Origin of the sequence: Paenibacillus cymbidii (assembly GCF_004764705.1) — a bacterium.
GTDB lineage: Bacteria > Bacillota > Bacilli > Paenibacillales > NBRC-103111 > Paenibacillus_AN > Paenibacillus_AN cymbidii.
In genome coordinates this window covers 66495-92686 of sequence record NZ_SHLX01000014.1, presented here as the reverse complement: position 1 = coordinate 92686, position 26192 = coordinate 66495, and the positions used below count along the sequence as shown (strand labels likewise).

Annotated in this window: 5 protein-coding genes; 1 reads left to right on the top strand and 4 read right to left on the bottom strand. The window is 59.5% G+C overall.

Features of this window, described 5'->3' with window-relative positions; translation table 11 throughout:
• The first annotated feature begins 97 nt into the window (after positions 1-97).
• A complete protein-coding gene (gdhA, locus tag EXY20_RS19650; RefSeq protein WP_135553803.1) occupies positions 98-1471 on the top strand; it encodes an NADP-specific glutamate dehydrogenase in 1374 nt (457 codons plus the stop codon).
• Between the two features lie 89 nt (positions 1472-1560).
• Here the strand turns inward: gdhA and EXY20_RS19645 are convergent, their stop codons facing one another.
• The 4 genes from EXY20_RS19645 to EXY20_RS19625 form a co-directional block, all read right to left on the bottom strand.
• A complete protein-coding gene (locus EXY20_RS19645) occupies positions 1561-3819 on the bottom strand; it encodes an S-layer homology domain-containing protein (protein WP_167859378.1) in 2259 nt (752 codons plus the stop codon).
• Between the two features lie 507 nt (positions 3820-4326).
• Complete coding sequence (locus tag EXY20_RS40320) at positions 4327-9882, bottom strand: S8 family serine peptidase (RefSeq protein WP_167859377.1); 5556 nt, start codon at positions 9880-9882, stop codon at positions 4327-4329.
• A 1008-nt stretch (positions 9883-10890) separates the two neighbouring features.
• Positions 10891-25641: a hemoblobin-interacting domain-containing protein gene (locus tag EXY20_RS19630; protein ID WP_167859376.1), complete on the bottom strand. Its 14751-nt coding sequence runs from the start codon at positions 25639-25641 to the stop codon at positions 10891-10893.
• A 74-nt stretch (positions 25642-25715) separates the two neighbouring features.
• Positions 25716-26177 (bottom strand): hypothetical protein, encoded by a 462-nt coding sequence (locus tag EXY20_RS19625; RefSeq protein WP_135553799.1) that lies wholly within the window; start codon positions 26175-26177, stop codon positions 25716-25718.
• Positions 26178-26192: the final 15 nt, after the last annotated feature.

Here is a 26192-nt window from a genome sequence, read left to right as displayed (position 1 = left end):
TGCCTAAAACCGATTATTATGTCAAAATTAGATGACGATTATTCGGCTTTACCGCAGGATTCGATCCAAACCCAGCGAACAGGAGATCAGAACTATCATGTTACAGACCGAAACCAACCGCGCCTCCGCAGCGCAAGCGTATGTCGCAGAAGTATTCGAGACGGTGAAACGCCGCAACCCGGGCGAAACGGAATTCCACCAAGCCGTCAAAGAAATCGTGGATTCGCTCGTCCCGGTTTTCGAGAAGCACCCCGTGTACATGGAGCAAGGAATCCTGGAGCGGCTCGTCGAGCCGGAGCGGCTCATCCACTTCCGCGTGCCGTGGACGGACGACAAGGGCAAGGTGCACGTCAACCGCGGCTTCCGCGTCCAGTTCAACAGCTCCATCGGGCCGTACAAGGGCGGTCTTCGTTTCCACCCGTCGGTTAACGCCAGCATCGTCAAGTTCCTCGGCTTCGAGCAAATTTTGAAGAACTCGCTGACCGGCCAACCGATCGGCGGCGGCAAAGGCGGCTCCGACTTCGATCCGAAAGGCAAATCGGACGCCGAAGTGATGCGCTTCTGCCAAAGCTTCATGACTGAGCTCGGCAAGTACATCGGCTCTGACCTCGACGTGCCGGCAGGCGACATCGGCGTCGGCGGCCGCGAAATCGGCTACATGTTCGGCCAGTACAAACGCATTGCCGGCGGCAATGAAGCGGGCGTGCTGACAGGCAAAGGCATCGGCTACGGCGGCAGTCTGGCTCGTACCGAAGCAACCGGCTACGGCTGCATCTACTTCGTGAACGAAATGCTCAAATCGAAAGGCCTCTCCTTCGACGGCAGCAAAGTCGTCGTCTCCGGCTCCGGCAACGTGTCCATCTACGCCATCCAGAAGGCTACCCAGCTCGGCGCTACCGTCGTGGCGTGCAGCGACTCGAACGGCTACATTTACGATCCTACCGGCATCAAATTCGAAACCGTACAGCGTTTGAAAGAAGTGGAACGCAAGCGGATCAGCGAGTATGTAAACGAGCATCCGACAGCGACGTATTTCGAGGGCTGCAGCGGCATCTGGACGATTCCGTGCGAGATTGCCTTGCCGTGCGCCACGCAGAACGAAATCGATGCCGATTCGGCAAGGAAGCTTGTCGCGAATGGCGTGCAAGCGATCGGCGAAGGCGCGAACATGCCGTCGACATTGGAAGCGATCGATATTTTCCACGCGAACGATGTGCTGTTCGGACCGGCCAAAGCGGCCAACGCCGGCGGCGTAGCGGTTTCCGCGCTGGAAATGGCACAGAACAGCATGCGCTACGCTTGGTCTTTCCACGAAGTGGACGACAAGCTGCATGCGATCATGAAGAACATTTATACCAGCAGCGTGAAGGCAGCCGATGAATACGGCCACCCGGGCAATCTGGTGATCGGCGCGAACATCGCCGGCTTCCTGAAAGTCGCCAATGCCATGTTGGCACACGGTATCGTTTAATATATTATCCATGCATAAGAATCCCGGGAGGGCCGATGGGCTCCCCCGGGATTTTTGTAGTTGTTGGCTAGCTGGCGAAGGGATGCGACTCAGATTTCCGGAACAAAGTTGCCTGCCGCATTGCCGTTCGCTTCGGCCGATTTGTTGCCGGCGCTGTCAACCACGGCACCTTCCGCAAGATCGATTGTCACCGGTTGACTGTGCGATATCGGCGTACCCAGCAGCTCGATGACTACGGTTTTGCCGTCGGGATCGCTGCCGTCAAGCGTAATGGTCCGATTCGCTTCCGTAACTTCCACGCCGTCAACGTAGATCGTGATTTTGGCGTCGTCGACGCTATCCAGCCGTTCGTCGAAGATCAGCTTCACTTCGTCGCCGGCTACGTTCGTCATGGCGTCCGTCAGTGTTGGCGGCACCATGTCCAGCGTCACGTTGACGACAGCCGCGCCGTCGTCGCCGATGCCGACGTTGAAGGCACTCGATGTGGCATGCGAGTCGCCTTTGCTGACCTCCAGCGTATAGCCGCTGCCAACCGGCACGTTCGGGATGCGGAAATGACCGCTTGCGTCGGTTTGCGCATCGTAAGTGTCAATCCCCACCGTGACGACTGCTGTCGCTCCGGCCACGGCGACTCCCGCCGTGTCCTTCACGGTGCCGGTGATGGCGGTAACGGCCAGTTCCTCCGGCGGACGAGTGCTATAGCTGCCGTCCGACACCTGAATGCCCCGGACGACATTCGTGACGTAACCGTCCTTGCTGAACTTCAAATCGTATGTGCCTGGATAAATCCAGAACGAATAAGTGCCGGCATCTGCCGTCGTATAGGTGGACATCGCCACGCTTGAAGGCGTATCGACGTTGGTATATACGGCAACCGTTACTCCGGTCAACGGCTGATGATCGGCTTGTGCATATACATAGCCGGTCACGGACCCTGGCGACGGGTCGTACACATCAGGCGTCGGTGTCGGCGTTGGCGTTGGTGTCGGTGTTGGCGTAGGCGTTGGGGACGGCGAGCTTGCCGGAGACGGCGTCGGCGTTGTTGTCGTGCCGTCCGCATGCTCGATGACCGCCGGCTGCGATTCGAACGTCGTGCCTTCCGCTGCGTCGGTCATCACCGCTTTGCTCACGGTGCCGCCGCCGGTAACCGTAACGGGCGCCTCCAGTTGCAGCGTGCCGATCGTTGTGTCCGGGTTCAGATTGATCGTCACCGGTTCCGTCACTGCCATCGTGCCGATCGAAGCGTTCTCGACGTTGATTTCGATTGCCTTCGAATTCACGAAAACGTTCTCGTAGTTTCCGCGCAGCACGACCGTCGTATTGTTGTCGAGCTCACGGGGAAGGATCACTTCGGTAACCGCCGGTTCCTCGCTGCTGCCGGCATTCGCATCGATGACGGCCGGCGTGTTCAGGATAACGCGCGTAATGGTCGAATCGCCTTCCACCGCGACGCGCACTGTGCCTTCCTCGCGGTTGACAGTCGCTTCGCCGAGATTGGAATCCTTAACGTGCACCGACTGGTCGCCGCCGCCTTCAATGTAGGTTTTGCCGTACACTTTGACGTGGTCCAGCATGACATTGCCGTTGCCGATTCCATCGGTAAGCGTCAAGTCGCCGCCGATGACCATGTGCTGCAGCGTCACGTCGGCCGCCGAAACGGTAACGTTGCCGCTGATGATATGTTCGCCGTCGTACGGGCCGTACACTCCTGCCGTTTCGAAGGCAAAGTGCTTCTTGCCAAGCGCCCGTGCCAGCGTGACCACCGTTTCCGCCCGGGAAATGTACGCCGTCGGCTGGAACGTCGTATCCTGGTAGCCCTCCATAATGTTCCACTTGGCTACGGCGCCGATGTAGTCCTTGCTCCATGCGCCCATGAGCGCGGCGTCGCCGAACTTTCCGAGCGAGTCGAGCGCCGGAGGCAGCTGCAGCAGCCGGCTGATGATGACGGCCGTTTCCTGACGGGTGATCGGACTGTTCGGGCGCACCGTGCCGTCTTCGTAGCCTTGGATGTAGCCGGCTTTGACGGCGATTTGCACGTCGGCGTTGGCCCAGTCGGATTCGCTCAAATCCGTAAACGTGGCCGCGGAACGCTCCTTGAAGCTGAAGGAGCGGTTGACCAGCGCCATAAATTCGGCGCGAGTCACGGAAGTGTCCGGATGGAACATCCCGTCATTGTACCCTTGAATATACCCTTTTTCGGTCCAGTCGGTGACCTCCTTTTCGGCCCAATGCCCTTTTACGTCGGGCATCGGCGTCGCTGCAGCAGATGCGATGCCAACCGAAGATACGGTAAGCAGCGAGGCTAGTGCGATCGTAAGTGTTTTGCGCGCAATACGGCTTGGCTTCATCGGAATCCTCCATCCCATTTTTTAATCTGCTGTAAACCGGTTCATTATGGGCTTACCCTGCTCCGCTGGCAAGTGAAACCAGTTGCGCGAAAATTGCCATGCGCCAAAAGAAAACAGGGTTGTCCCCTCGTAATCGGAATGACGGGACAACCCTGTTGTTCCTGCGCTGCGGCGGCTTTGCGGGGGTTGAACGAGCGTTCATCGCACCTGATCGTTCGGCTCGGCGAAATTGGCCATCAAACATGGCTTATTGCCCCCGTTTCGCCTGTCACATCGAAAATAGCCAGTGAAAACACTGGTTATTTGGGCCGTAAAGCCCCAATCCGGGCAGATAGACACGTATAGCCAGCGAAATCACTGGCTATTTTGTGTCGACTGGGTGTTTTTGCCGAAATAGGCCATAAAACATGGCCTATTTTGCAATCCCATTGCCGTTTCCGACGGCGGCGGGCCCGGTCGGGCGCTGTAAGGCCGATACCGGCCTTATTCCACTGGCGCCGGCATGGTTCAGCCGGCGATAAAATGCAGCGCCTGAAGCAGCCGCTTCAGCATAACCGCCGCTTCCGCACGACTGGCCGGCTGCTGCGGCTCGAATGCGCCGCCGTCTGCAGCGCGCACGATGCCGGCGTCGATCGCCTGCGCCACCGCGGGCCGCGCCCATGCGGCGATCGTGTCGCCGTCGACGAACGGCGCCAGCAGCTTGCCGGGCTCGCCGGCATACGGCGTACCGCCCGCGAAGCGAAGCGCCCTCACGAGCATCGCCGCCATCTCTTCGCGCGTAATCGTTGCATCCGGCGCAAATGTGCCATCATCGCGGCCTTGTACGAGCCCGGCTTGCGTTGCCTCCGCAACCGCTGCATAAAACCAATCGTCCGACTTCACATCGATGAAAGCCGGCGCATGCAACGCGTCCGGATCGCTCTCCCCTATTGCCAGCGACCTCACCAGCAGGGCGGCGAATTCGGCTCGCGACACGGCGGCATCCGGGGCAAATGTCGTGTCCGACATCCCTTGCACGATCAGCCGCGAAGCGAGCCGCTCGATGTCGCCGCGCGCCCAGTGGCCTTCCAAGTCGGCGAAGGTGCGCCGCGAATGGGCCAGTGTGTAGATGCTGTTGTGCGGCGCCGTGAGGCGAACGAGCTTGGCGCCATTCACCGTTTCCACGACGGCCGGCACGAAAGTGAACAAACCGGTCAGCGGATCGAAAACAACCGCAATCAAATCGCCTGTTGCTTCGCCTTCGTCCAGTTCCAGGAACCGCGAAACATACACATCGCCGAAGTCGGATATTTCCCACTTCTTGCTGCCCGCTTCCACGGCAATGACGAAGTCGTAAGCTTCGCCCGCCAGCTTCAAGCCGGTCTTCCCGGCTTGTTCGCGGAGCTGTTCCGCCAGCTTGTCGTCCGCTTGGCGCAGCGTCACGCTGACAACCGCGTCAGCCGCGTCGATGGCGTCGCTGCCTGTCACATGCTGCAGCCAATCGCCGCTGAACAGGCGCAATGGCAGTTCAAACGCGGTGAAGCCGGTTTGAAGCGTCACCCGCGCCTCCGGCGCAAGCTTGGCCGCTTCGCTCAGCGCATCGGCGGGAAAGTCCGCGCTGGCGGAGGTGCCGCCGGTGCCCGCGAGCGGCACCGCAAGCTGCAGCGGCGCATCGCCGCCGGCGGCTGCGGCTTCGCGAAGCAGACGCAGCAGCTCTTCGCCGCTGACGGCGAAGTCGGCGCCGTCAGCGCCAGGCGCTTGCGGCTGTAGCGTAGGCGCGTCGGGCAGCGCCAGCAGAAGCGGCTGCGGCGCAGCCGACGGAGCGGGCGTGGCGCTCGGCTGCGGCGTCGGTGTCGGCGTTGGCGTTGGCGTCGCGCTAGGCGCCGCCGACGGGGTGCCTCCTGTCGGCGGAGGTGGAACCGGTCCGCCTCCGCCCCCGCCTCCACCTCCGCCCCCGCCACCATCACCAGGCGACGTACTCGGCGTCGGTGTCGCCAAAGGTGTTGCCGCTGGTGTTGCCGTTGGTGTTGCCGTTGGCGTCGCCGTCGGCGTCGGTGTCGCCGTCGGTGTCGGCGTTGGTGTCGGCGTTGGTGTCGCCGTTGGTGTCGGCGTCGGTGTCGGCGTTGGCGAAGGCGTTGGCGGCGGCGACTCCACGAGCGCATAATCCGTAAATGCGATGGCAACGTCGTTCCTGACCGCAGACGGATACTGCGCCGCATTCCCGCTGGCAAAAGCGGTGTTGCGGAATTCGACGCGAATGTTGCCCACATTGTTCGCAGCGGCATGCGCCGCCGCAACGCCGAGCAATTGAACGCTCACCGAACCATCGCCCGTTTTGATGACGCGCGGCTTCAATCCGCCAGGCACGCCGCTGACGGTCGCTTTGCCCGCCGCGATCAGATCGTCCCCTTTTTGACCGGTGAACGTATCGCCGTTTACTTGCACAGCGACGCCCCCCAATATGGTTCCGTCGTTATTGTAAGATTCATGGAATACAGACCCGTACGGGTATACCAAACTTTTTCCACCTGCAAGCTGTACCCCGTTCAAAGAAAATCGACCGGAAAACACCTCTTTAATTGGCACTCTAAAAAATGCGGTATTTGCTCCCAAACCTTGATCCAGTGTAATCCGAACCGCGGACAATCCTGCTTGCAGCTCCGCTTTTTGCACATGAAACGGACCGCCGTTCAAAATGGGAAGCACAATGTATTGATCCGTGTTTTCGGCATCAGCCCGATCCAGCGGAGCGTCAAACAGAAGCATCGCCGTCGTATCCGAAGTCAGATAAGCTCCCGTTTGACGGGGATAGCCGAATGAGCTGCTCAAATACAACGGGCCAAACGGTTCTACCGGCAAGCCGCTGCGGTAACGCAAGCCGTTCTCCCCGCCCGAATATTGAATGCTTATGTTCTTGTCCGGCGCCAACAGGCCGCTGGTGACCAGGCTGACTGCCGAATCGGAAGCAAAAACGGCGAGCGGCCGCACGTCCGCTCCTCCCGTTTGAATCGTAAACAAATCCGGAGAAACGGTCCCGTTGCGAAACATACCCACCCCTAATTGAATGAGCGTGTCATCGCCGTTGAGATAGTAGCCGGATGTGGATTCCGGAGACAAATTTGGCGTAAACGCAAACGTACGCCGGTTTCCGTTCGGATCGATGGCGTTGCCTTCCGTATCGACAACCGACGTCGTCACCTGCAGCTGCATGGGCGGCAAGCCGTTCAAAGCTGCTGCATCCAGCATTAGCGTCACAACAGTCGGATTATTTTGACGGACAGCCTGCACGATCGAAATCATGCCGGACGTCCCGATATTCTGTGCTTCGTAATTCGCCGTATTGCCTGCCGACAACGGGTCGAGCGGCCGATTGAACGTCAACTGCAACGTCGTGCCGTCGATTTGCTCGGCTTTTTCGAGATGCAACGACGACGACGATGGTTGCGTTCGCGCCACAACGACATTGGAGTATCCGTCTATCGTACCGGGCCTGCCGGCGACCCGCTGCCGGAAGCGATAATCGCGATCCGGCTGCAATCCCGTCACGATCACGGGGGTGCTCGTCGGATTGACGGCAATGGACACATTCGTCCATGAGACACCGTCAGTCGATTGCTGCAAATCGACCCAGTACGCGTCAGTCCAGGACCGCTGCAGGGTCACCGCCGTATCGCTCGTCGACGCAACAGCCAGACTGCCGACCTGCTGCTGCGCGTTCCAATAACCGGTACGCACATGCAACGGCGCAGAAACGACATTGTACGCGCTCCCGTAAACGCGAAGGCGGAAGTAGTAGTCGGTATTTGGCGACAATTCGCTTACCGTCGCTCTTTCATCGACTGCGGCTTCATATTGGGCGGCCGGCGTCCAGTGCGTTCCTCCATCGGTCGATTGCTCGACTACCGCCAGCTTCGCCCCTGCCATAGGCTGCCACGTGAATCGCGCTTTTCCATTCGCCTGATCGGTCAAAATAAACCGCTCAACCGCCGGAGCTTCGCCCAGCGTGACAAGCTCAACCGTATTCGTATATCCCGTCGCAACGCCGCCACCGCCGATCAGTTGCAGCCGGAACCAATACGTCGTGCCTGCTTGCAGCTGCCCTACCGCAGCGAACCCCGCCCCGGGCGTCGGAGCCGCACCGGGCGCCACCGACCAGTTGAGTCCGCCATCCACGGACATCTCGATCCTGACCTGCGAGGCTCCGGACACAGCGCTCCAGTATAATTGCGCCGTATTGTTCGTTGCTCCGCCGGCAGCAAGCTGCGCCGCTCGCGGGACGACCGAAAACGCAACCGTTTGCGGCGACGTGTCCTTGGCGGTGGTAACCGACACGTTGTAGCTCCCCGGTACACCCGGATTGCGCACACCGGCGGCGGAAGTGACGACGATCGTCATTTGGCTGCCGCCCGCAATCGCCACCGGAGTGGCAATCGTCGCCGTTTGCCCGTTTATCGCAATGTTCGATGCCGGCACAACCGCGCCGTTGATGCGCACGACCTCGTTCCACGGCTTAAACGTCGGCACGGATGCTTGCGCCGGAAAGGAAATCGTCACTTTATCGCCAACCGCAAGGCCGCCCGAAGCACTTGTGCGCAGTGTCAACGTGTACACCGGCGCCGCATAAACCGTCGAGTCGCTGACGGCGAGCTTGGCTGTCGACGGCTCCGGTGTAGAAGTCGGGAGGCTGATCATCAGGCTGCGGTACAAATCCGCCATCCCGCCCGTTACCGTTTTGCCCGCTAATGACGATTCCGGTTTGGTCCCGCTCTTGAGTCGCGATATCACTTCCGCGGCCGACATCTGCCGCTGGCCCAGCAGTACGGCGGCAATGCCGGATACGAACGGCGCCGCCATCGACGTCCCGCTCAAAAATGCGTATCCGTGCTCCGTCCCCCCGCCCGCTTGCGGAAATGGATACGTGCTGGCAATATTGACCCCGGGAGCGGCCAAATCGACTTTGCTCGCGCCGTAGTTGGACGATCTCGCCAAATTGCCGTCATTGTCGATCGAGGCCACGCTGACGATGTTGCCGGCGCCAAGCCCCGCAGGCGAGTATGGAGTCGCGTCGATGTTGATGCCGTTCCCGTTCTCGTCCCCATTGCCGGCCGACGCAACGAACACCATGCCGGAAGCGGCGATCGCCTCGTTCAGGGCGGCATCGGACGAACCGGCCGGCGAGCCCCAACTGGCGTTGGCGATTTTGACGCCGAGCGAAGCGGCGTAGTTGATCGCTTGAATCGCATTCGCCGTCGTACCCGACCCGTTCGGACCGCCGAGAAACTTCAGCGGCAAAATTTTGACGTTGGGCGCCACGCCGCGAATCCCGTAATTGTCCGCAGCAGCGGCGATAATGCCGGCGACATGCGTGCCGTGAGCGTCTTCGAATAGACCGCCGAACACCTCACTTGCATCGAACACCGTGCCGTCCCCATGGTAAAAATCTTTGCCGCGAGAATCGATCTTGCCGACCAAATCGGGATGATTGATGTCGACGCCGGTGTCGATCACCGCTACGACAACCTCCTGCAAATTGCCCGCCAATGCCCATCCTTCCGGTGCATCGATATCGACATCTGCCGTACCCGTATCGACGGAAGCTCCTACTGTGAGCGATTGACCGATGTTGTGCAGTCCCCACTGCATGCTCCAAAATGTATCATCAATGGCAGTCGTCTGAACATCGTTGGCATAATACAAATAGTTCGGCTGCGCCGAAACGACCTCTCCGCTCGCCTGCAGTTCGGCGATCGCCTCGGGCACCGAACGTTCGCTGCCGATTTGCAGCACTTCCGTTTCCCCGTCCGCCAGCTTCCCGGCAGCTGCCGACGAGAATCGCGCTTTGACGCTGCTTGCCTTCATGGCGCCGGCTTCCTCCGACTTGAACTTGACGAGCACCTCGCCGGGTACATAGGCCGGCCTGTCTTGCGCGCCGTACACCGCCGCTACTGCGCTGATCGGCCCTTCCGCGATGCCGTGCGGAACGTCGGCTGCTTGCACCACACTTTCGACCGCCCTGCCGCCGAAAGGCTGTATTAGCAGCAAGGCCGCCAGAACGACGCGGGTAAACCCATTTTTGACGAACACCGGATTCCCTCCCAAAAGATAATGATGATACATTTCGTAACTGTACAAAATGTATCTTCTCTGTTTGGTCTCCGTTTCCTGCCAGCGATTTTCCATTCGACAAAGGTTCCCAGCGATTCGCCTTTTGCGACAAAATGCGAACCAGCCTTGTCCCGCCCCCGGCCGCGGCAGCAGAAATCTTGCAAAGCAGGTAAACATGCTGTGCCCCAAACAAATTGTCAGTCAGGTTACGCGACTGCTGCGCAACATACCGGTTGCCGGCTCCAAAGAGGGGCGATGTGGGTTCGCTCAAGCGACAACGTTCTCGTTTCGAACTGCCATTCGAGCACTGGAGCGATTCACCTACCTGATCGTTCTGCTGGACCTGTTGGGCTTGTTGGGCTTGTTAGGCTTGTTGGGCTTGTTGGACCTGTTGGGCTTGTTGGGCTTGTTGGGCTTGTTGGGCTTGTTGGGCTTGTTGGGCTTGTTGGGCGCAAAATAGGCCATGAAAAATGGCTTATTCCTCCCATTTCGGCTTTATCATCCCAAATAGCCAGTGAAAACACTGGTTATTTTGGCGAAACACTCCCAATCCGGGTAGATTGACACGAATAGCCAGTGAAATCACTGGCTATTTTGTGGCGATAGCCCATTTTTGACGAAATAGACCATAAAAGATGGCCTATTTCGCAACCGTATCGTCGTGTCATTCTTCTGAGGGAAGAGGGGAAGCGTGGCTGGAGTGGCTGGAGTGGCGATCATTTTTCGTCCAGTGGGTGGTATGTTTCCGCAGCAACTCGAACACGCGACGAGCAACCCCGGCATGGATTACGCCGGCCGTCAGATGGTCTCCTTACTGCTTAACCGGTTTCTTTGCAAGATTCCCGGCTTATTCGCTCCGCCCTGGGCCGCCGGTTCGCCTGAGCGAATGCGTTCATGCCACAATCGGCCGCCTCTCGGCCGCCACACAAAAAAGCCCCTCCACGGTTCACCACCGGGAGAGGCCTTGCATTTCATGTGACGCTTCGATCAACTGCCGGCGCCAGGGCCGGGATCGATAATTTGCCGCAGCAGCGCGAGTACGTCTTCGCGATCGAACACGCCGTCGTGGTTGACGTCCCGGATCGAATCCGGCGCATGCAGGACGACAGCCATCAGGTCGTTGATCCCGATGCGGCCGTCACCGTTGGCGTCGAGCGCGCGGAACATCGTGACCGGCAACTCGACCGGCGCGGACAGCTTCAAATCGTTGCCGCCGGCGTCGTCCGTCCGATTGCTGACAACGTACACTTTGATGCGGTACGTTGCGCCTGCGGACGATTCCTGCAGGGAGAACTGCGCGGTATACGGCCCGGAGGAGCCGCCGGCAAAAAGCTGCACCCGTCCGGTAGTCCCGGCATCGTCCCAAAGCTCGAAGGCGATCGACTGATCGGCGGTAAGCGTCTGCGACGACACTAGCTGCGCGACCGCGGTAATCGCGCCGTTCGCGGCCTGGAACGCCATAGCCGCACCCGACACGCCGTTCAGCAGCGCCCATTCGCTTGCCGGGCCGCCTACCGATTGCAGCGCGACGTTCGCATAGGTGTACCCGGCTACCGCAACTCGAATCTGGTGCTCGCCGGCTGCCAGCACGCCCGCCTTGATGACCAGCTTGCTCCCGCTGAAGCCATACTGGTTGGCCGACAACTCGTAGGTAACGCCGCCCACCGTATGAGTAACGACAGCCCCTGACGCAGCCGCGGTCCACCAGCCGAGCGCCGCTGTGTCGCCCGTTGCGGTCGTAATCTCGAGCGGCACATCGCTGAACGCGTCGATCGTGTCCGCCTGCAGCGACGGCGCCGCCTGGAAATGCATCGCGGTTGCCACTTGGAAAGCAACGATGCGGCCGCTTGTATCCACCTCGGCAATGCCGATCAACTGATTGGCCGCGGCGGCGATCGCCTGCCCGTTCGTCGCCGTCTGCCAGGAGCCGCCTACCGCGGTTATCGAAGCTCCCGCCTGCGGCGGCTGCACGTCGCCGGTGCCGCTGTAAAGCCTGTATTGGTACGTATTGCCGGCCGCTGAAGGAGTGACGAGCGAAATCACCGTTTTCGCGCTGTCCTCGTACGAGCCCGACAATTGCGCGGCTCCCACCGGCAGCGGCGCAAGCACCGTTTTTGCCGTGCGTTCGCTCGCCTCTTTGCCGGTTTGCCTCAGTTCGACGTAGATCGTGCCGAGCAGCGGGCTCAAGCCGCCCTGAACCGCAACCGCGACACTTCCTGCCAACGTCCCCGTATTGCTCGCTTTTCCCAGCTCCATCTCGCCGCTTGCCGCATCGTACACGTACACGAACGCTCCCGCCGGCACGTTCGCGACCGTCACCGTGTCGGCGCCGCTCGCGTTGTTCACAACGGCGATATCCGCCGCGGCCGGTGCCGCCAGTGCGTCGATCACTACCGCCGTACTTGAGCCGTAGGCCACATACTGCGTACCGCTCAGCACCGCGACCTGAATCAGGTCGCCCTGCGCGACGCCGCCAACAACACCGCTCGTAGCACCGGCAACGCCAAGCGCCGTCCAGCCCGTTCCTGCAGCGCTCCCCGCTTGCGGCTGCGGCACAACGACGCCGCCCGTTCTGTAAACGACAACAGCTCCCGACGGCACGCCTGACACCGTCACTTGCGTCATGCCATTATACGCGGCGCCGGACAGGTCCGCTGTCGTTACCGCAAGCGGCAGCGACAGCACGTCGACAGCCGTGCGCTGGCTCGTCTCTTTGCCTTCCTGCGCCAATTCGACGTAGATCGTGCCAAGCATCGGATCCAGTCCGCCTGCGATCGTTACCGTCACCGCTCCCGCGGCAGCTCCGTTCGTTGCGCTGCCCAGCATCGATCCGCCGCTCGCCGTTCCGTAAACGTTCACCGTCGCTCCTGCCGACACATTCGCCACCGTCACCGTATCGGCGCCGCTCACGTTGTTCGCGACGGCGATGTCCGCCGCAGCCGGAACCGCCAGCGTGTCGATTACCTGAGCCGCAACCGAGCCGAACGCCACATATCGCGTACCGCTCTCGCCAAGCACCGCGGCGTAGATCCGGTCGCCCGGGGCGACGCCCGACACCACTCCGCTGGCAGCGCCGGCAGCGCCCAGCGCCGTCCAGCCCGTTCCGGCCGCTCCTCCCGCTTGTGCCTGCGGCAATACCGATGCGCTGACTTTATACATAACGATCGCATCTGCCGGCGCATCCGCCACCGTAACCTGCACTTTGCCGTTGTTCGCCAAGCCGGGCAGGTCCGCTGTCGACACCGTCAGCGGCCGCGCCGCTACCGCCTTGACCGTTCGTTCGCTCGTCTCCTTGCCTTGCTGCGCCAGTTCGACGTAAATCGCGCCAAGCAGCGGATCCAGCCCGCTCGGAAATGCAACGGCGACGCTGCCGAGAGCGCCGCTGTTGTTCAGCGCTTTCCCCAGCTCCGTCCCGCCGCTTGCCGTATCGTATACATAAACGAAAGCTCCTGCCGGCACGTTCGCAACGGTTACGGAATCCCCGTTATTCCATGTTTTCGAAATGACAATATTGCCTTCCGTCGGCGCAGCCAGAGCGTCAATGACAACAGCAATTCCACTGCCAAAAGCGACAATCCGATTCGACTCGTCCACTTCCACAATATTGACGTACTTGCCGTCCTCCGTTGCGACGAGCCTGTCCAGTCCGAGCGTTGTCCAACTTCCTTCCAGTTCGTCCTGATCGATCACGTACGCCGGTCTCGGAAGTGGCGTTCCGGACGTCACACGGTAGCGGTAGGAATGCCCTTCCGTATTTGCCGCGATCGTCACTTTGGCCAGACCGTCGTTGCCGGCCCCCGGGGCATCCGCAATCGTAAACGGCAATAAACTGGCCGGTATCGAAACTTCGGTGCGTTCGCTCTCTTCCATGTTCGGGTTCGTGAGACTGACATACACCGAACGAAGGTCGGCGCCAAACCCCGATGCAATGGATAGAGTTACCGAATCGGCGCTCCCTTCCGTTTGGAAAGCAGAGCCGATGACGTTGTCTCCGATTGCCGCATCGTATACTTTGACCTGTACATGGGGCAACACTCCAGCCACCGTTACGGTATCGGGCCCTGCCGCGGCATTGGTCAGCGTAATATCGCTGCTTAGAGGCGCGGGTGTTGCGTCCATGGTCACCGCTTGTACGGTGCTGAACCGCACTACCTTGCCTTGCCCGTCGACCTCGGCAATACCGAGCTGCTGCGCTTGCGCCGCGACGATCAAACCGCTGACCAGATCGTCCTGCCATGACTCGAGCGTCAGCTCATTCCATGCTGTCGCGTCGTCTCCGGCATGCGGGTAATCGACCGTATCCCCCGTATTCGCCAGCACGTAGCGATAAGCATTTCCGCTGGATGGCGCGCCCAGGACGATTCTCGTTTTGCCGTCGTTCCCGCTTCCCCCCGCATCGACTGCCGACGGAGCAACCGTCAATGCCGGCGGCAACGTCGTATCGATCGAGCCGATGAAATAGCCGACCGGGTGGTTGTTCGCATCGAACAGGATGACTAGCGGGTGCCAAATCCCTTGAGAAGGCACGCCGACGCTATATCCATACTCCTCGTGATACTCGTTCACATCGGAAATCGTTATCCCGTCATTAACAACCGGCGTTGTCTGCCACGATTGCACTTCGATCTTGCTGAAGCCTCGCACGTCTTCAGGCAAATCTTCTCGGTTGATATACGTCCGGTATCCGCCGCTGGCGGTAAGCTTTTGCACGAAACCCGTCGTGATCGGCATGCCCGGATTCCGCGTCGTATTCACCCGGCCTGCACTGAACCGGATCGCGCGATCGGCGCTGTCCACCTCCGCAATCCCGATGCTTCGCCCGCTGTCCGCCGCGATCGTCTCGCCGTCGGTTATTTCTGTCCAGGAATCAAGCGATTGTCCGATAACAGGAGGCGTTACCGGCGAATAATCCGGCGACAGCACATACCGGTATTTATGGCCTCCCCCGCTCAACTCGCCCAGCCCGATTGTCGACTTGACGACATTGTCACTGCCGCGAACATACGTAAACTCCGGTTCTTCCAGAAGGGCCGGAAGAGAAAGCGCAACACTTGTCGGCAAGCTGTCTTCCATGCCCTCCTTCGTAAAACCGACCCGGATTTCGGCAAGCAGCGGAACAAAACCGCCCGCAATCGCAACTTGCTTCGTCGCCGGCGAGTCATCGGTGTTCACTGCTGCCCCGATTCGTGTGCCGCCGCTTTCGTTGACGAATACCGTAGCCCCTGCCGGCACGTTCGCCACCGTCACCGTATCCTCGCCGCTCGCGTTGTTCACGACAGCGATATCCCCCGCCGCAGGCGCCTGCAGCGCGTTGGCAACAACCGCCATTCGGCCGGCCAAAGCGACCACATTGCCGTCCGCATCCGTTTCCGCAATCGTCACAAATAGTCCCGTCGCATCGGCGATGTATCCGTCGCCTCCGAGCAACTGCCATTCCGGTGCGGCAATGTGGCTGGATATCCCGATACCGCTCAGAGCGCTTTCGCTCAGCTTGTAGTAGAACTTATGCCCGGATGCGCCCGTCCCTGCAACCGTCGCCTTCGTTGTCCCGTCGTTCGCGATGCCTTCTACATCCGCGAGCGTCAAACTCAACTGCGGCGTCGGCACATACTGGAGCGTTCGCTCACTGTCCTCCATCCCGTTCCGCGAATAGCCGACATAGAAACTCGTCCGCAGCGGCTCGAATCCGGCGTTAATCAATACTCGCACATCGGCGGCATACGTTTGTACATTGGCGGCGCTGCCCAGTTTCGTTTCGCCGCTTCCCTCGCTATACACGTTAACGGTTGTGTTTGCCGGTACATTGACTACCTTGACATAATCGACGGCGCCGGCTGCCAGGCTGTTCTCAACCGTGATCTGGGTATCGTTCGGCGAAGCCAAAGCCTCCTTGACGACCGCCTGACTGACACTGTAAGCGATGATCGTGTCTTCATCGTCCACCTCGACCACGATGATATACTGGCCGTTCGCCGCATCAAATTCCTGACCGTTCACAATGGCGCTCCAGCCGGTCGCCTTATCGCCCGAGACGGGGAACGGAATTTCCGTCCCCGTCACCTTCCAATACCGGAACGTATGCCCGGCCACGCTGGGCGAACCGATGGCTGCCTTCGTTTTGCCGTCGCTCGCAGAACCCGGCGCGTCTGTGAAAGACACCGGAGGCACCAAAACCGGCAGCGGCAAACGATACTCCATCCGCTCGCTTTCCGCCAAGCCGTTCGCGTGGTTGGTAAGGCTGATATAGACGACATGCAAGCCGCTTGGGAAGCCGCCGGGGAACGTAAGAACAACGGGAACCCCGCTGGTGCTTCCTTGTGTTTTCGTTGCGATCGGAGTGACTGCATCTGCGGCATCGTACACCCGCACTTCCGCATAAGCCGGCACTTCAAATACATTGACGTTGTCTTCGCCCGTCAACGCATTGACGGCCGATACCGTGTATTCCGTCGGCGATGCCGATCGGCCCAGCACCTGCTGGCTCGCATTAGTCGGCGAATAGCCGTTTGCCAGCACCGTTATGTCGTACTCGCCGCCTGCCGCGAACGTGCCCTTGGCCAGCACCACCTTGCTCTCCAGCACGGAATAGACGGCATTGACGACCGCTTGATCGCTGTGCCGCTTGACCGTCACCGACGTCACGTTCGCACGCCAATCGGCATTGTCCGGGAAGCTGAGCTCAATTGGCTGGTCCACATTATTATCGGTCGCATCCGCGGTCAATGCCGGCGGCTCCTTGGCCACAACGGCGGATACGAAGCTGAGGCCAACCATCTGTCCATTCCCGTCCACTTCCGCAACGGCAAACAACTCATGATTGCTCGCTTCCAGCAGATCGCCCGACTGCACGGCGATCCAGCCGTCGGCCCCGGCCAGCAAGTCGCCCACATGAGGCATCAACGAAGAACCGGACCACCGCTTGTACAGGTACGAATGGCCGGAAGCCGGCTCGCCCAGCACAATCTCCGTTTTGCCGTCGTTTGCCGCGCCGCTGGCGTCAATCATCTGCAACGCGCCCAAGATCGCCGGAGGCGGCAGCGGAAAGCTTGATGTTGCAATCGACGAATACGATCCGTCCTCCGCCTGAACGACCACGTACACCGTATAGATCGTATCGGGTGTCAATTCGTTCAGCGATACGGCAATCGAATCGCCGGCCTGAACTTCGGGTTGCACCGCCGTATAGATCGCCTGCTTGCCCCCATGGCTGCCCGAGAGAATATCCGCCAAATTCCAGGGCCATGCGTCGCTGTCGGTTACCACCACATGCGCCGTGCCGGCGCTTGCAGCCGGAATCGTGAAACCAAGCGAAGTCGCGTTCAAGCTGACGCCGCTGAACGACATGCCGGCCGCATCGATCAACTCGACGTAGGCAGGAGCAGACTCGCCTTGCTCGTTGATTGCGACCGCAACCAGTCGGGCCGCTTGCGCCGGTATGGTCGTATCTCCATCGAAAAGGTAAGCAAGCGGGTCCGCAGACTTCGGCAATGTGGCGATGGTAGCCCCGACCTGCGTCAGATCGCTTTTGGCCCAGTACAGGCGGTATCCTTCTATATCGGACTCGTCCTGCGCCCGGCCGATGGAAACGGCCCCCTGAATGGAACCCGCATACTTGTTCTCATCCGTAAAATGGACCAGCCAAGGAGCGTTGGCCGGCGCCGCGGCGCGGTTCTCCACCGCCTGCCTGTTGATAGCCCCTTGCGGGACGCCATCCATAGAGGTTACCGCGCCGGCGTCAAGCGTAATCGTAACCGTGTCGCTTGCGGCAACATAACCGTCAAGCGCTACGGCAAACGTACGGCCCGAATTGTCGGCAACCGTGTCCTTGCCTGATTCGGCCCAGTTGATAGCAACCTCGCTCATTCCAACGTACACATGAAATTTATCTGTATCCCACGATGACGCAAGGGGACGATTGAAGACCAATTGCACCACGTTGCCGATTCGGTTCGTCGTTGCCCCGGTCAGCGCCGGCGCGTTGACCGTCACCTGGAATTGCTGCGGGAACTGGTGGCCGTGTCCGTCGTCCGCCGTAATCGTAACCGTTGCGGTGCCGGATCCGGCGATCGTCAGTGTAATATAACTGCCGGAAACGGCCCATGTGCCAAAAGCGACGACGGCGTCATCGGATGACGAAGCGGAATAGATCAAGTAATCATCGTCGACATCGGCAAAATAGTTGCCAACATACATGGTGCTGCTCGTCACAGACGAGGATTCGAAAAGAAGATCGGGCATCGTAACAACCGCATGAGGCGATACATTTTCGCCGGAGGCATTGTCAAACCCGCTGTACACCGCGAATTGTCGCGAAAGGCCATACTCATTCCGGGCGTACACGGCAAGAGCGACCGCCCCTCCCGGCACGGGATAATTCGAATAAAATTCGAAGCTCGTATCGTTGTCTTTCGCCAAGCTGGCAATTTCTCCGCCGTAGCCGTTATCGATGATGCGGCCATTCTGATCCAGCCAATAGAACGCGTAGTCGACAATATCCGACTCGTCGGACGGCAGTGCCGGAGTAAAGGAAACGGTACCTTTCACTTGTCCCGCATCGGTATCCAGATCGGTGAATGCGATGCTTAGCGGCCCGTGCTCGGGATAACCGTAAGACAAGCCGTTAAATACATGCTGCAGCGACGCGAATCCGAACGAGTTGACAATCGTCAGCGAGGCGTCCGCGCGCGAGGCCGGATGGGGCAGCGTCACCAGTCCCGGTTGGCCGACATAGCGCAGCGTATACGTTTCATTCGCGTTAAGCGCCCCGCCGAGCGGGAAGCGAAGCACACGAATGCCGAATTCATTCTCCGTTGCCAAATTGCTCGGATTCTCCGCCCACGCCACGATTTCGTCCTGCGCGTTCAGCAGCTCGAAGTCGTCACGCTCGAGATCCTGGGAGAGTAAGGTTTGATTGCCGGCATGCTCGGCAGGCAGCTGCACTTCAAGCGTCATGCCCGGCGAAACTTCCTCCGCCAACCGGAAGACGGCCACGTCTTCGCCGCTTTCCAGCAAGTAGCCGTTGTTGTGATCAGCCGCCGGCATACTGGCGGAAGCAAAATCGTCCGCCGTCGCATTCGTAATCTCAGGCTCGTAAAACGAACCGAGCGGGACGCCCGCCCAGTTGCTAAGGCCGCCCGAGTAAGGCGCCGTATAACCGCCTTCGATTGTTTCGCCGACCGCCGCCGCCGTATCGAATTTCAGCGTCAAATAATTGTTGTAGAACGATGCGGCAATGACGTGGGCCGTCCGGCCGCCGATGCCGTCTACTTTGCCGATGACAAAGTGGAATAGCTCAAACGCGTTCGTGCCCAGACTGGTCACACCCAGCTTCTGGTTGTATCCGAGTACGATCGTATTGCCGTAGACGTTGGCGGACTCAAGCTGCGGCTCCCGGTAGTCGACGTTGAAGTAGCCTTGACCCGACTGGGCCAACTTGCCTTCGGCGGCTGCGTTTGCCGTCACGATGAAACGGGTATATTCGTCCGGCCGCTGCAAGGCCGCATTCGGCAGGGTCCATGTCCAGTTGCCGCTCTCGTCGACTGGCACCTCGAACTCGTTCAGCGGATCGCTTCCGCTGACCCAGGAGTACTCGCCTTCGCCGGTTTGACGCAAATACGGCCCGTATCTTTCGCGGATCGTCAGCTTCACGACCGCTATCTCGCCCGCATCCGCTCCCGACACATGCCCGCTGAACGTAAAATTCGACTGAACCGAAGCATATACGGGGATCGGGATGCCCGACATTTCTTCCATCTCCGGCAGACCGTTGACGCTCAGCTCAATATCGCTGTATAACACGGATTGCTGGATCGCTTCGCTCAGCACGGGCACTCCCGTCGTCACTCCGGTGAGCGAAACAGGCGTCACCAGCACGCGGATATATTTTCCCAGATCGGCGGCGGTTGGATGATACTCGGAACCGTTCGCCCCCGCAATCGGCGTCAGCGATCCATCCGCTTCATTGGCGCGGTACCACTGGATCTGGTGCGTTCCTTCGACATCACCGTCGTCATCCTCTACGTAAAACTGCGCTTCCAGCACAGGACCGAACGCGTCGATCGCCAACTCCCGAACCACGGGAGCGACATTCGGCAGCAAATGCAGCGGCCCGGACGTTCCTGTCAGCGCGACTTGTTCGGCATTTTGAAAATGATTCGACGCCATTGCATTCGGCCTCAGCTCTACTGTATCCGTCGCGCCGAGAGCGCCTGCAAGCCGGGCCACGATGCTGCCGCTCTCGACCCGGACGCTTTCGATGTGAACGTGGGCGGCGGCCGGCGTTAAACGGTTGCCCGCCTCGTCGCGCGCGATCAGCGTGAAGCTGTCGGGGCCGATAGTGGCCGGATTCAGCGCAGCCACAACTTCGCTGGCCAGCATCGCGACCTGCCAGCTGGACAATACCGCCGAAGCAATCCGCGGCGACGGCGGCTCTGCTGAGTCAAGCGAGTCATTAGCATCGCTAATCAGCTCTTGCAAACTCGTCAAATCGAAGGTTTCCGCAGCGGAAGCTAGCCCGATCGCCGCCTGATAGGCGTCGAGACGAGTTGCAGTGACGGCTGTCGCTCCCGCATCCAGCAGGTCCTGCAGCGTAACCTCGGCCGCCAACGTCGCATTGCCTCGCGCATGCGCAATTTTGGCCTGCGGGTTGAAGATCGACAACGGGTACGAGTCCTCATAGCCGCCAAAATCGGTCGTAAGAGTATATATGCCTGTAGGCAGCGTGGCCAAATAGTCGTGTTTGAGCCATACCTCTAGAAATTCATATTGATCGTAAGTTTTCGACTCCAGACGGTACTGGTCGCTTGTCACATCGACACCGTTCAACTGCAGCTTCTGCAAACCCTCAATGTAGGATAGCGTGCCAACATAGAAATCGCCGCCATCGGATATCACAGTGTACGAGTCCATAATCGTCTGCTCGACCGTTGCCTTCTGATAGCCGGGCACCGTCACGCTGATCCACCATTCGCCGGCCGGCAACTGGCCGGGCAATATCGTAATCGTCTTGTCGCGGGCCGTAAACTGCAACCCGTCATCGCCTTCCCCCTCGTCGCCTTCGAAGAAGCTGGCCTCCGACATAACAGGTTCAAAGCTAATCTGGATCTGTTGACCGACTGGCAGTTGATCCAGCCTCGAACCGATATTCGGCAATGTCAACGTGATCGGATGGAACGCATCGCTGTACGTCGAATCGGCCACAAGCTCCGGCTCCGGGTAGTCGGTAATGCCCATAAACGAAATGTATTCCGATGCGTATTCATCACCGAATCCCTGAACGCCCTGAAGCTCAATGGATACCGGCAGCATCGGAGTAATGGCGCCGGTAATATGCACGCGAAACGTATGCGCCAAGGAAGACGGCATGACGGGAAGCGCATCGACAGTATAAAGTCCGTTCCAACCCATATCATCAAGCGCAGAAGCGATCTTCTGCGCAGTCGTGTCACTGTCTACCGGCCGGTCGAAATGAAGCAGCAGCGTATCGCCCTTCTTCAGCTGCAGGTCTCCGGGCATCAGGTAAGGAAACAACGCCTCGTTCGCACTGTGCACCTCGTAAGGATCGGGCCAGCCGACAGATACGGTTCCGGCCTCACGCACATAGAAGAAGCTTGTCAACACAGGGGAAATGTTCCCCTCATCGTCCGTGATGACCGCATAAATCCGCTTCATGGCGAACGGATCGAGCCCAAGCAAATAAAATTCGTTGTCTCCCCCGGCCGTCACGTTGAAGCTGCCCGAAACCTCCACGCTTTCCCATTCGCTGTCCGTACCGGAAGCGATTTGTGTCGGCGAAGGGACCGGATCGACGGAATCCAGCACCAGATAGCGCAGCGTTCCCGTAACGGCGGGGTTCAGCTTGAAGCCGGCAGCCTGGTTGAAGCTGTTCACAAATGTCAGCTCGTGCGTGCGATCCTGCTTGTCGATCTGCACCCGGCCGCTCTCGGCCCACCCGTAATCCGTCAGCGTGACCCACAAGTCTTTCCCTGCCGCCCCCAGATCCTCGTGCAACTGATAAGTGATCGTGCCGTCGAATGCCTGTTCCCCGCCCATCAGCTTGTCGCCGCTCAGTATCCGTCCGCCTTCGGCAGCATCATAAACGCGAACCGTTTTATTCCAGAACGATGACAAGCCGGAGATGACAATCGTATCGCCAGTGCCTGCCGCGGGATAATAGTGCACCTGGCTTGCGGCAAGCGCCGTAGGAGCAGACTCCTCGACCGATAGGTTGAACGTCTGGCTGGCCTGGGCGCCGAACATGTCCGTCGCCGTAACGGTTATTGCTGTCGTCCCGTTCTGCCCGCTTAGCAGACTCAATTTGCCGTTGTCGATAAAATAGGCGCTATTGATTACACTTGTGCTGTAACCTCCGGCAAACGTATAACCCAGCACATCGTCATCGGCAAAATAATTCGCCACATCCAGCGTAAACGAAGAGCCTTGCTGAACATGCTGTACTACGGGCTCCCCTGTGAGAAAAGGCACGGCCTTATTGACCAACTTCGCCACATCAGGATCAATGCCGTAAACCGTCTCGTTGTAGCTGTCGTAGAAGCCGCTGGAATAATTCCCTCCCCGCCCTTGCGCAACGACAACCAACTGCTTGCTCGTATCGTGACTCCCGATGTTGAAACGGAAGGAACCGTCCTCGTTGCTGTATGCCCAAGCGATTTGTTGCAGATGATTGTTGGAGGAATCAATCTTTCCCCCCTCGTCAGTCGCCCCGTCCCAGTCATACAACGCAATCGTCGCGCCGGACTGGTTGACGGCTCCCGCCTGGCCGTAAATCTGCGGCGTCCCGTAATAATCGTCCTGATCGAAACCGATTTTGCCGAGATCCAGCACCGGTCGAACATCGCTCCAATCGCCGACGATGTCGAAAGCGATGTAATCGTCGTTCGTACGACCGGAACGGTTCGTAACGGAGCCCGGCGCAAGCGCAATGCGATGGTCCCCTTCCGTCAAGGAAATCGTGTCAAGGGCGATCACGGTGAACTGGCTGGACCAGCCGGAATCGGTACCGTCCTGGGTCGCAATCCTGCCTGCAAAATCGGACCCCAGCCCCTGCCGAATCGCCTCGGCCGCCTGGCCGTTACGGTTGTCCAGCAGCGAGTTGAACTGCAGCTTGAACGATTGTCCCGGGGCGATCGTTCCTTCCTGTCCCTCCAACGGTTCATATGTATAAATAACCGGAACCCCCGCTGCCCCGGGAGCCGGCTCACCGATATTAATTTGCTCCACGTTCGATATGCCGGACTGCGTACCGCCTGAAGCAACAAGCCGGAACCAGTAGTTCTGTCCGTTTGTCAGCCCGCTTACGCCGACACTCGTGACAGCCGGATTCACCGCCTGCTTCTGTCTGCCGTAGAAAGAGGGATTATCGGCATATTCCAGCGTCACGCTGTCCGCACCGACCGGCGCGAAGAACGCAACGGTCGCCTGACCGTCGCCGCCAGCCGCTTTCAAACTGCTTTGCCAAGCCGCGGCAGGAGCAGGCGGCGCAATCGGAATCGCATCCGACGTCAAACTGCCGCCGCCCGCTCCAAAAGCGCTCGCATTCGCCGTAATCGTCAAGCTGTTCCACGGGCTGGCGATGGCCGATCCCGTATAAGCAAGCTTGACATCCAACACTTTATCGCTAATGCGATACACACTGGCGATCTCCATGCCTTCCGGCGCGCCGTTCAAAACAAAGTCGCCGGCGGCGATATTTGTTTTCCACTTGTATGTGTTGCCGAATATATTCATCCGCACAATCGAGGCATCCAGCTGCGACCCGTTCAACGTCAGCGCGGTACCGTCCGTACGGGTGACGAACAATCCCGCTTGCAGCATGCTTTCGTCGATTGTGACCGGCGTGAAGCGCAGCACCTTGCCTAATGCGTCGACCGTATAAACGCCGACATACGGTTTCGCCCTCAAGTCGGCGCCGGTAATATCGGCACCGCTCGTATAAGCAACCGCTCCTTCAGGCAGAGTCGACTGCAGCCCGGGCAGCTGCTTGAACGGCTGGTTCGAGAACACCAGTTGGAGCGCTTCTCCGCTATCGACGGCGGCGACGATTTTGGCGCTGCCCGGCGCGTTGCCCTTGGACGCGTGCGGGCTGTCGTTCCCTACCGTCACGCTGAAATTCAACGAGGTTTGGTTGCCGTGATGATCGTCCGCGCTGATCGTCACCACCACCGTACCCGGCGAATACGTAGGGGCGAACTCCAGCCCGCCTGTCACAAGATCCATGTGCAGGACACACGGGTTCCCGGTATAGGAGTATGTATAGGAAAGCGTGTCGCCATCTACATCGTCAAACAAATTGTCCAGCGACAGCAGAATCGGCGGTTTTTCGTCGCCACCGTTGGAGTACGCCGCAAGAGTAGCCCATCCGGTATACTTCGCCACCGGCGCGGCGTTGAACTGCACCGGCGTGCGGGCGCTTTCGAAGCCGTTCTCCACGAAGGCAATGTATACGGTGTTCAGCGATGCCAAGGAATCGATAGGCACCGTTGCATGGATTTCGTTTGTTCCGACATTCGGCGCGGTGACAATCGGATACCCGGCGCCGCTCGCCCCCGTCGTGTAAATCGCTACCGACGCGTCGGCAGGCACATTCGGCACGACAAACTCGTAGTCGTCCGCCAGCTTGTTTACGGTAATGCCGGCAGGCAACGGAAAGTCAGACGGTCCCGTCACCGTGGCGACAAACTCGGGCAGATACGCACTCCACCTGTGAAGATCGTTCACATGTAGGGGAGAATAATTCACCTCATAAGAAGCATTGCGCATCAACGTCTTCTCCAGCGTGAGCGTAACAACCGCTCCGGCGACGTGTACACTTTGGACGTCCACCGGGGTGTTCCCTCGCTTGACGGTAAACGCATTCTTGTCGGCGTCGATGCCATCAAGCGGCGTGGTCATCACCAAATGAAGGACATTCGGATACGCACTGTCCGTGTCGTCGATAATCGGCAGTTCCCCCGTGTATACTGCCACTCCCGAGAATCCCGGCACGTACAGACCGATGTTGGCGAACACCAACTTATTCTCTGTCGGCGGCGTATAGGACAAGGTCAGTGCTTCGCCGGGTACCATAGCGCGACTGAGGACCAGTTGCATCCTCCCGCCGATAATAGCCGCCGATGCAACATGAATTTCGTCCGCCCCGGTCAGCGCAAAATCCGTTGCCGAAATCGTCCCCGAATTGGCTGCAATCTCATCATTGAAGACCACCTCGATGGAGAGGCTTTCGATCGCCTCTGTCTGGGCGGCAATATCAGTGAACCCAAGGGAAATGCCGTCCAATTCCGCCCCCTCCGACGTGTAGGGAACGACAAACAATCCCGTCGCCCCGTCGGGAATCGCAACACCGTCCATAACATCATTCAAATCGCCGGAGCTGGCCGTCAAACCCGTCCATTCCCGAATCGGGTCCCCCCGCTTAATCCCGCTGTAATCCGCCCAATACAGCCGGTACCCTACAATGCCTTGCGCCGTCTCGGCGGCATAAGTCAACCGTGACACGGTTACCGTCGTGCTCAGGTAACCGAGACGACCGTCCGCGTCGCCGCTCATCAGCACCGAAATCGGCGCCGAACCTCCCTCGTCCAGCAGTACCTCTTCCGCCACCGCCGTTCCCGGCAATATCGGCAGCGCCGCAACGATCGGCGATACCGCCATCGTTGCCGCCATCAGCTGGGAGACCGTTCGCGCGGTTGCCGATGCTTTCGTCCTTCTCTTTTTCGCCATGCACATTCACTCCTCTATTGGGGTAACCGGCTTCTTTTTCCGCTTTCGTCTTTTTCGCCTGACTCATTATCCGCTCAGCTTATCTCGCGAGCTTGACCCGTCTCCATCTCCCTCACCTGAAAAACGCGCCATCCGTCATCCCCAAACCGGATCATGCTGATCCGATATCCTTTCGTGGAACGCCCCGTCTCCGCGTCCTGCCAGAACGCCGACAACTGACATCGCACCATCTCGCTCCCGCGCCGATCCTGCGAAACGACAGAGACGAACACTTCGTTATCGATCGCAAACCCCAGCCTCCAGGAAACCAGTCCCGGATCAGTAGGAAACACATACTCTTCAAGATGCTTCCGAGCCTTATGGATAATCTGAAGCTGTTCCTCCAGCGCAAGAAAAGCCTTGTTCCGCACCACTTCATCCGCCGCAAGCGTCTTTGGATCCGGCAGCGGCGCGCCGTCCCCGGCTTTATCGCCCGTCGACTCGCGATTAGCCAGCCGCTTCTTCCATGCCGCCCAGAAGCTTTTTTGCTCCGCCATTGCCGTCCTCCGCCC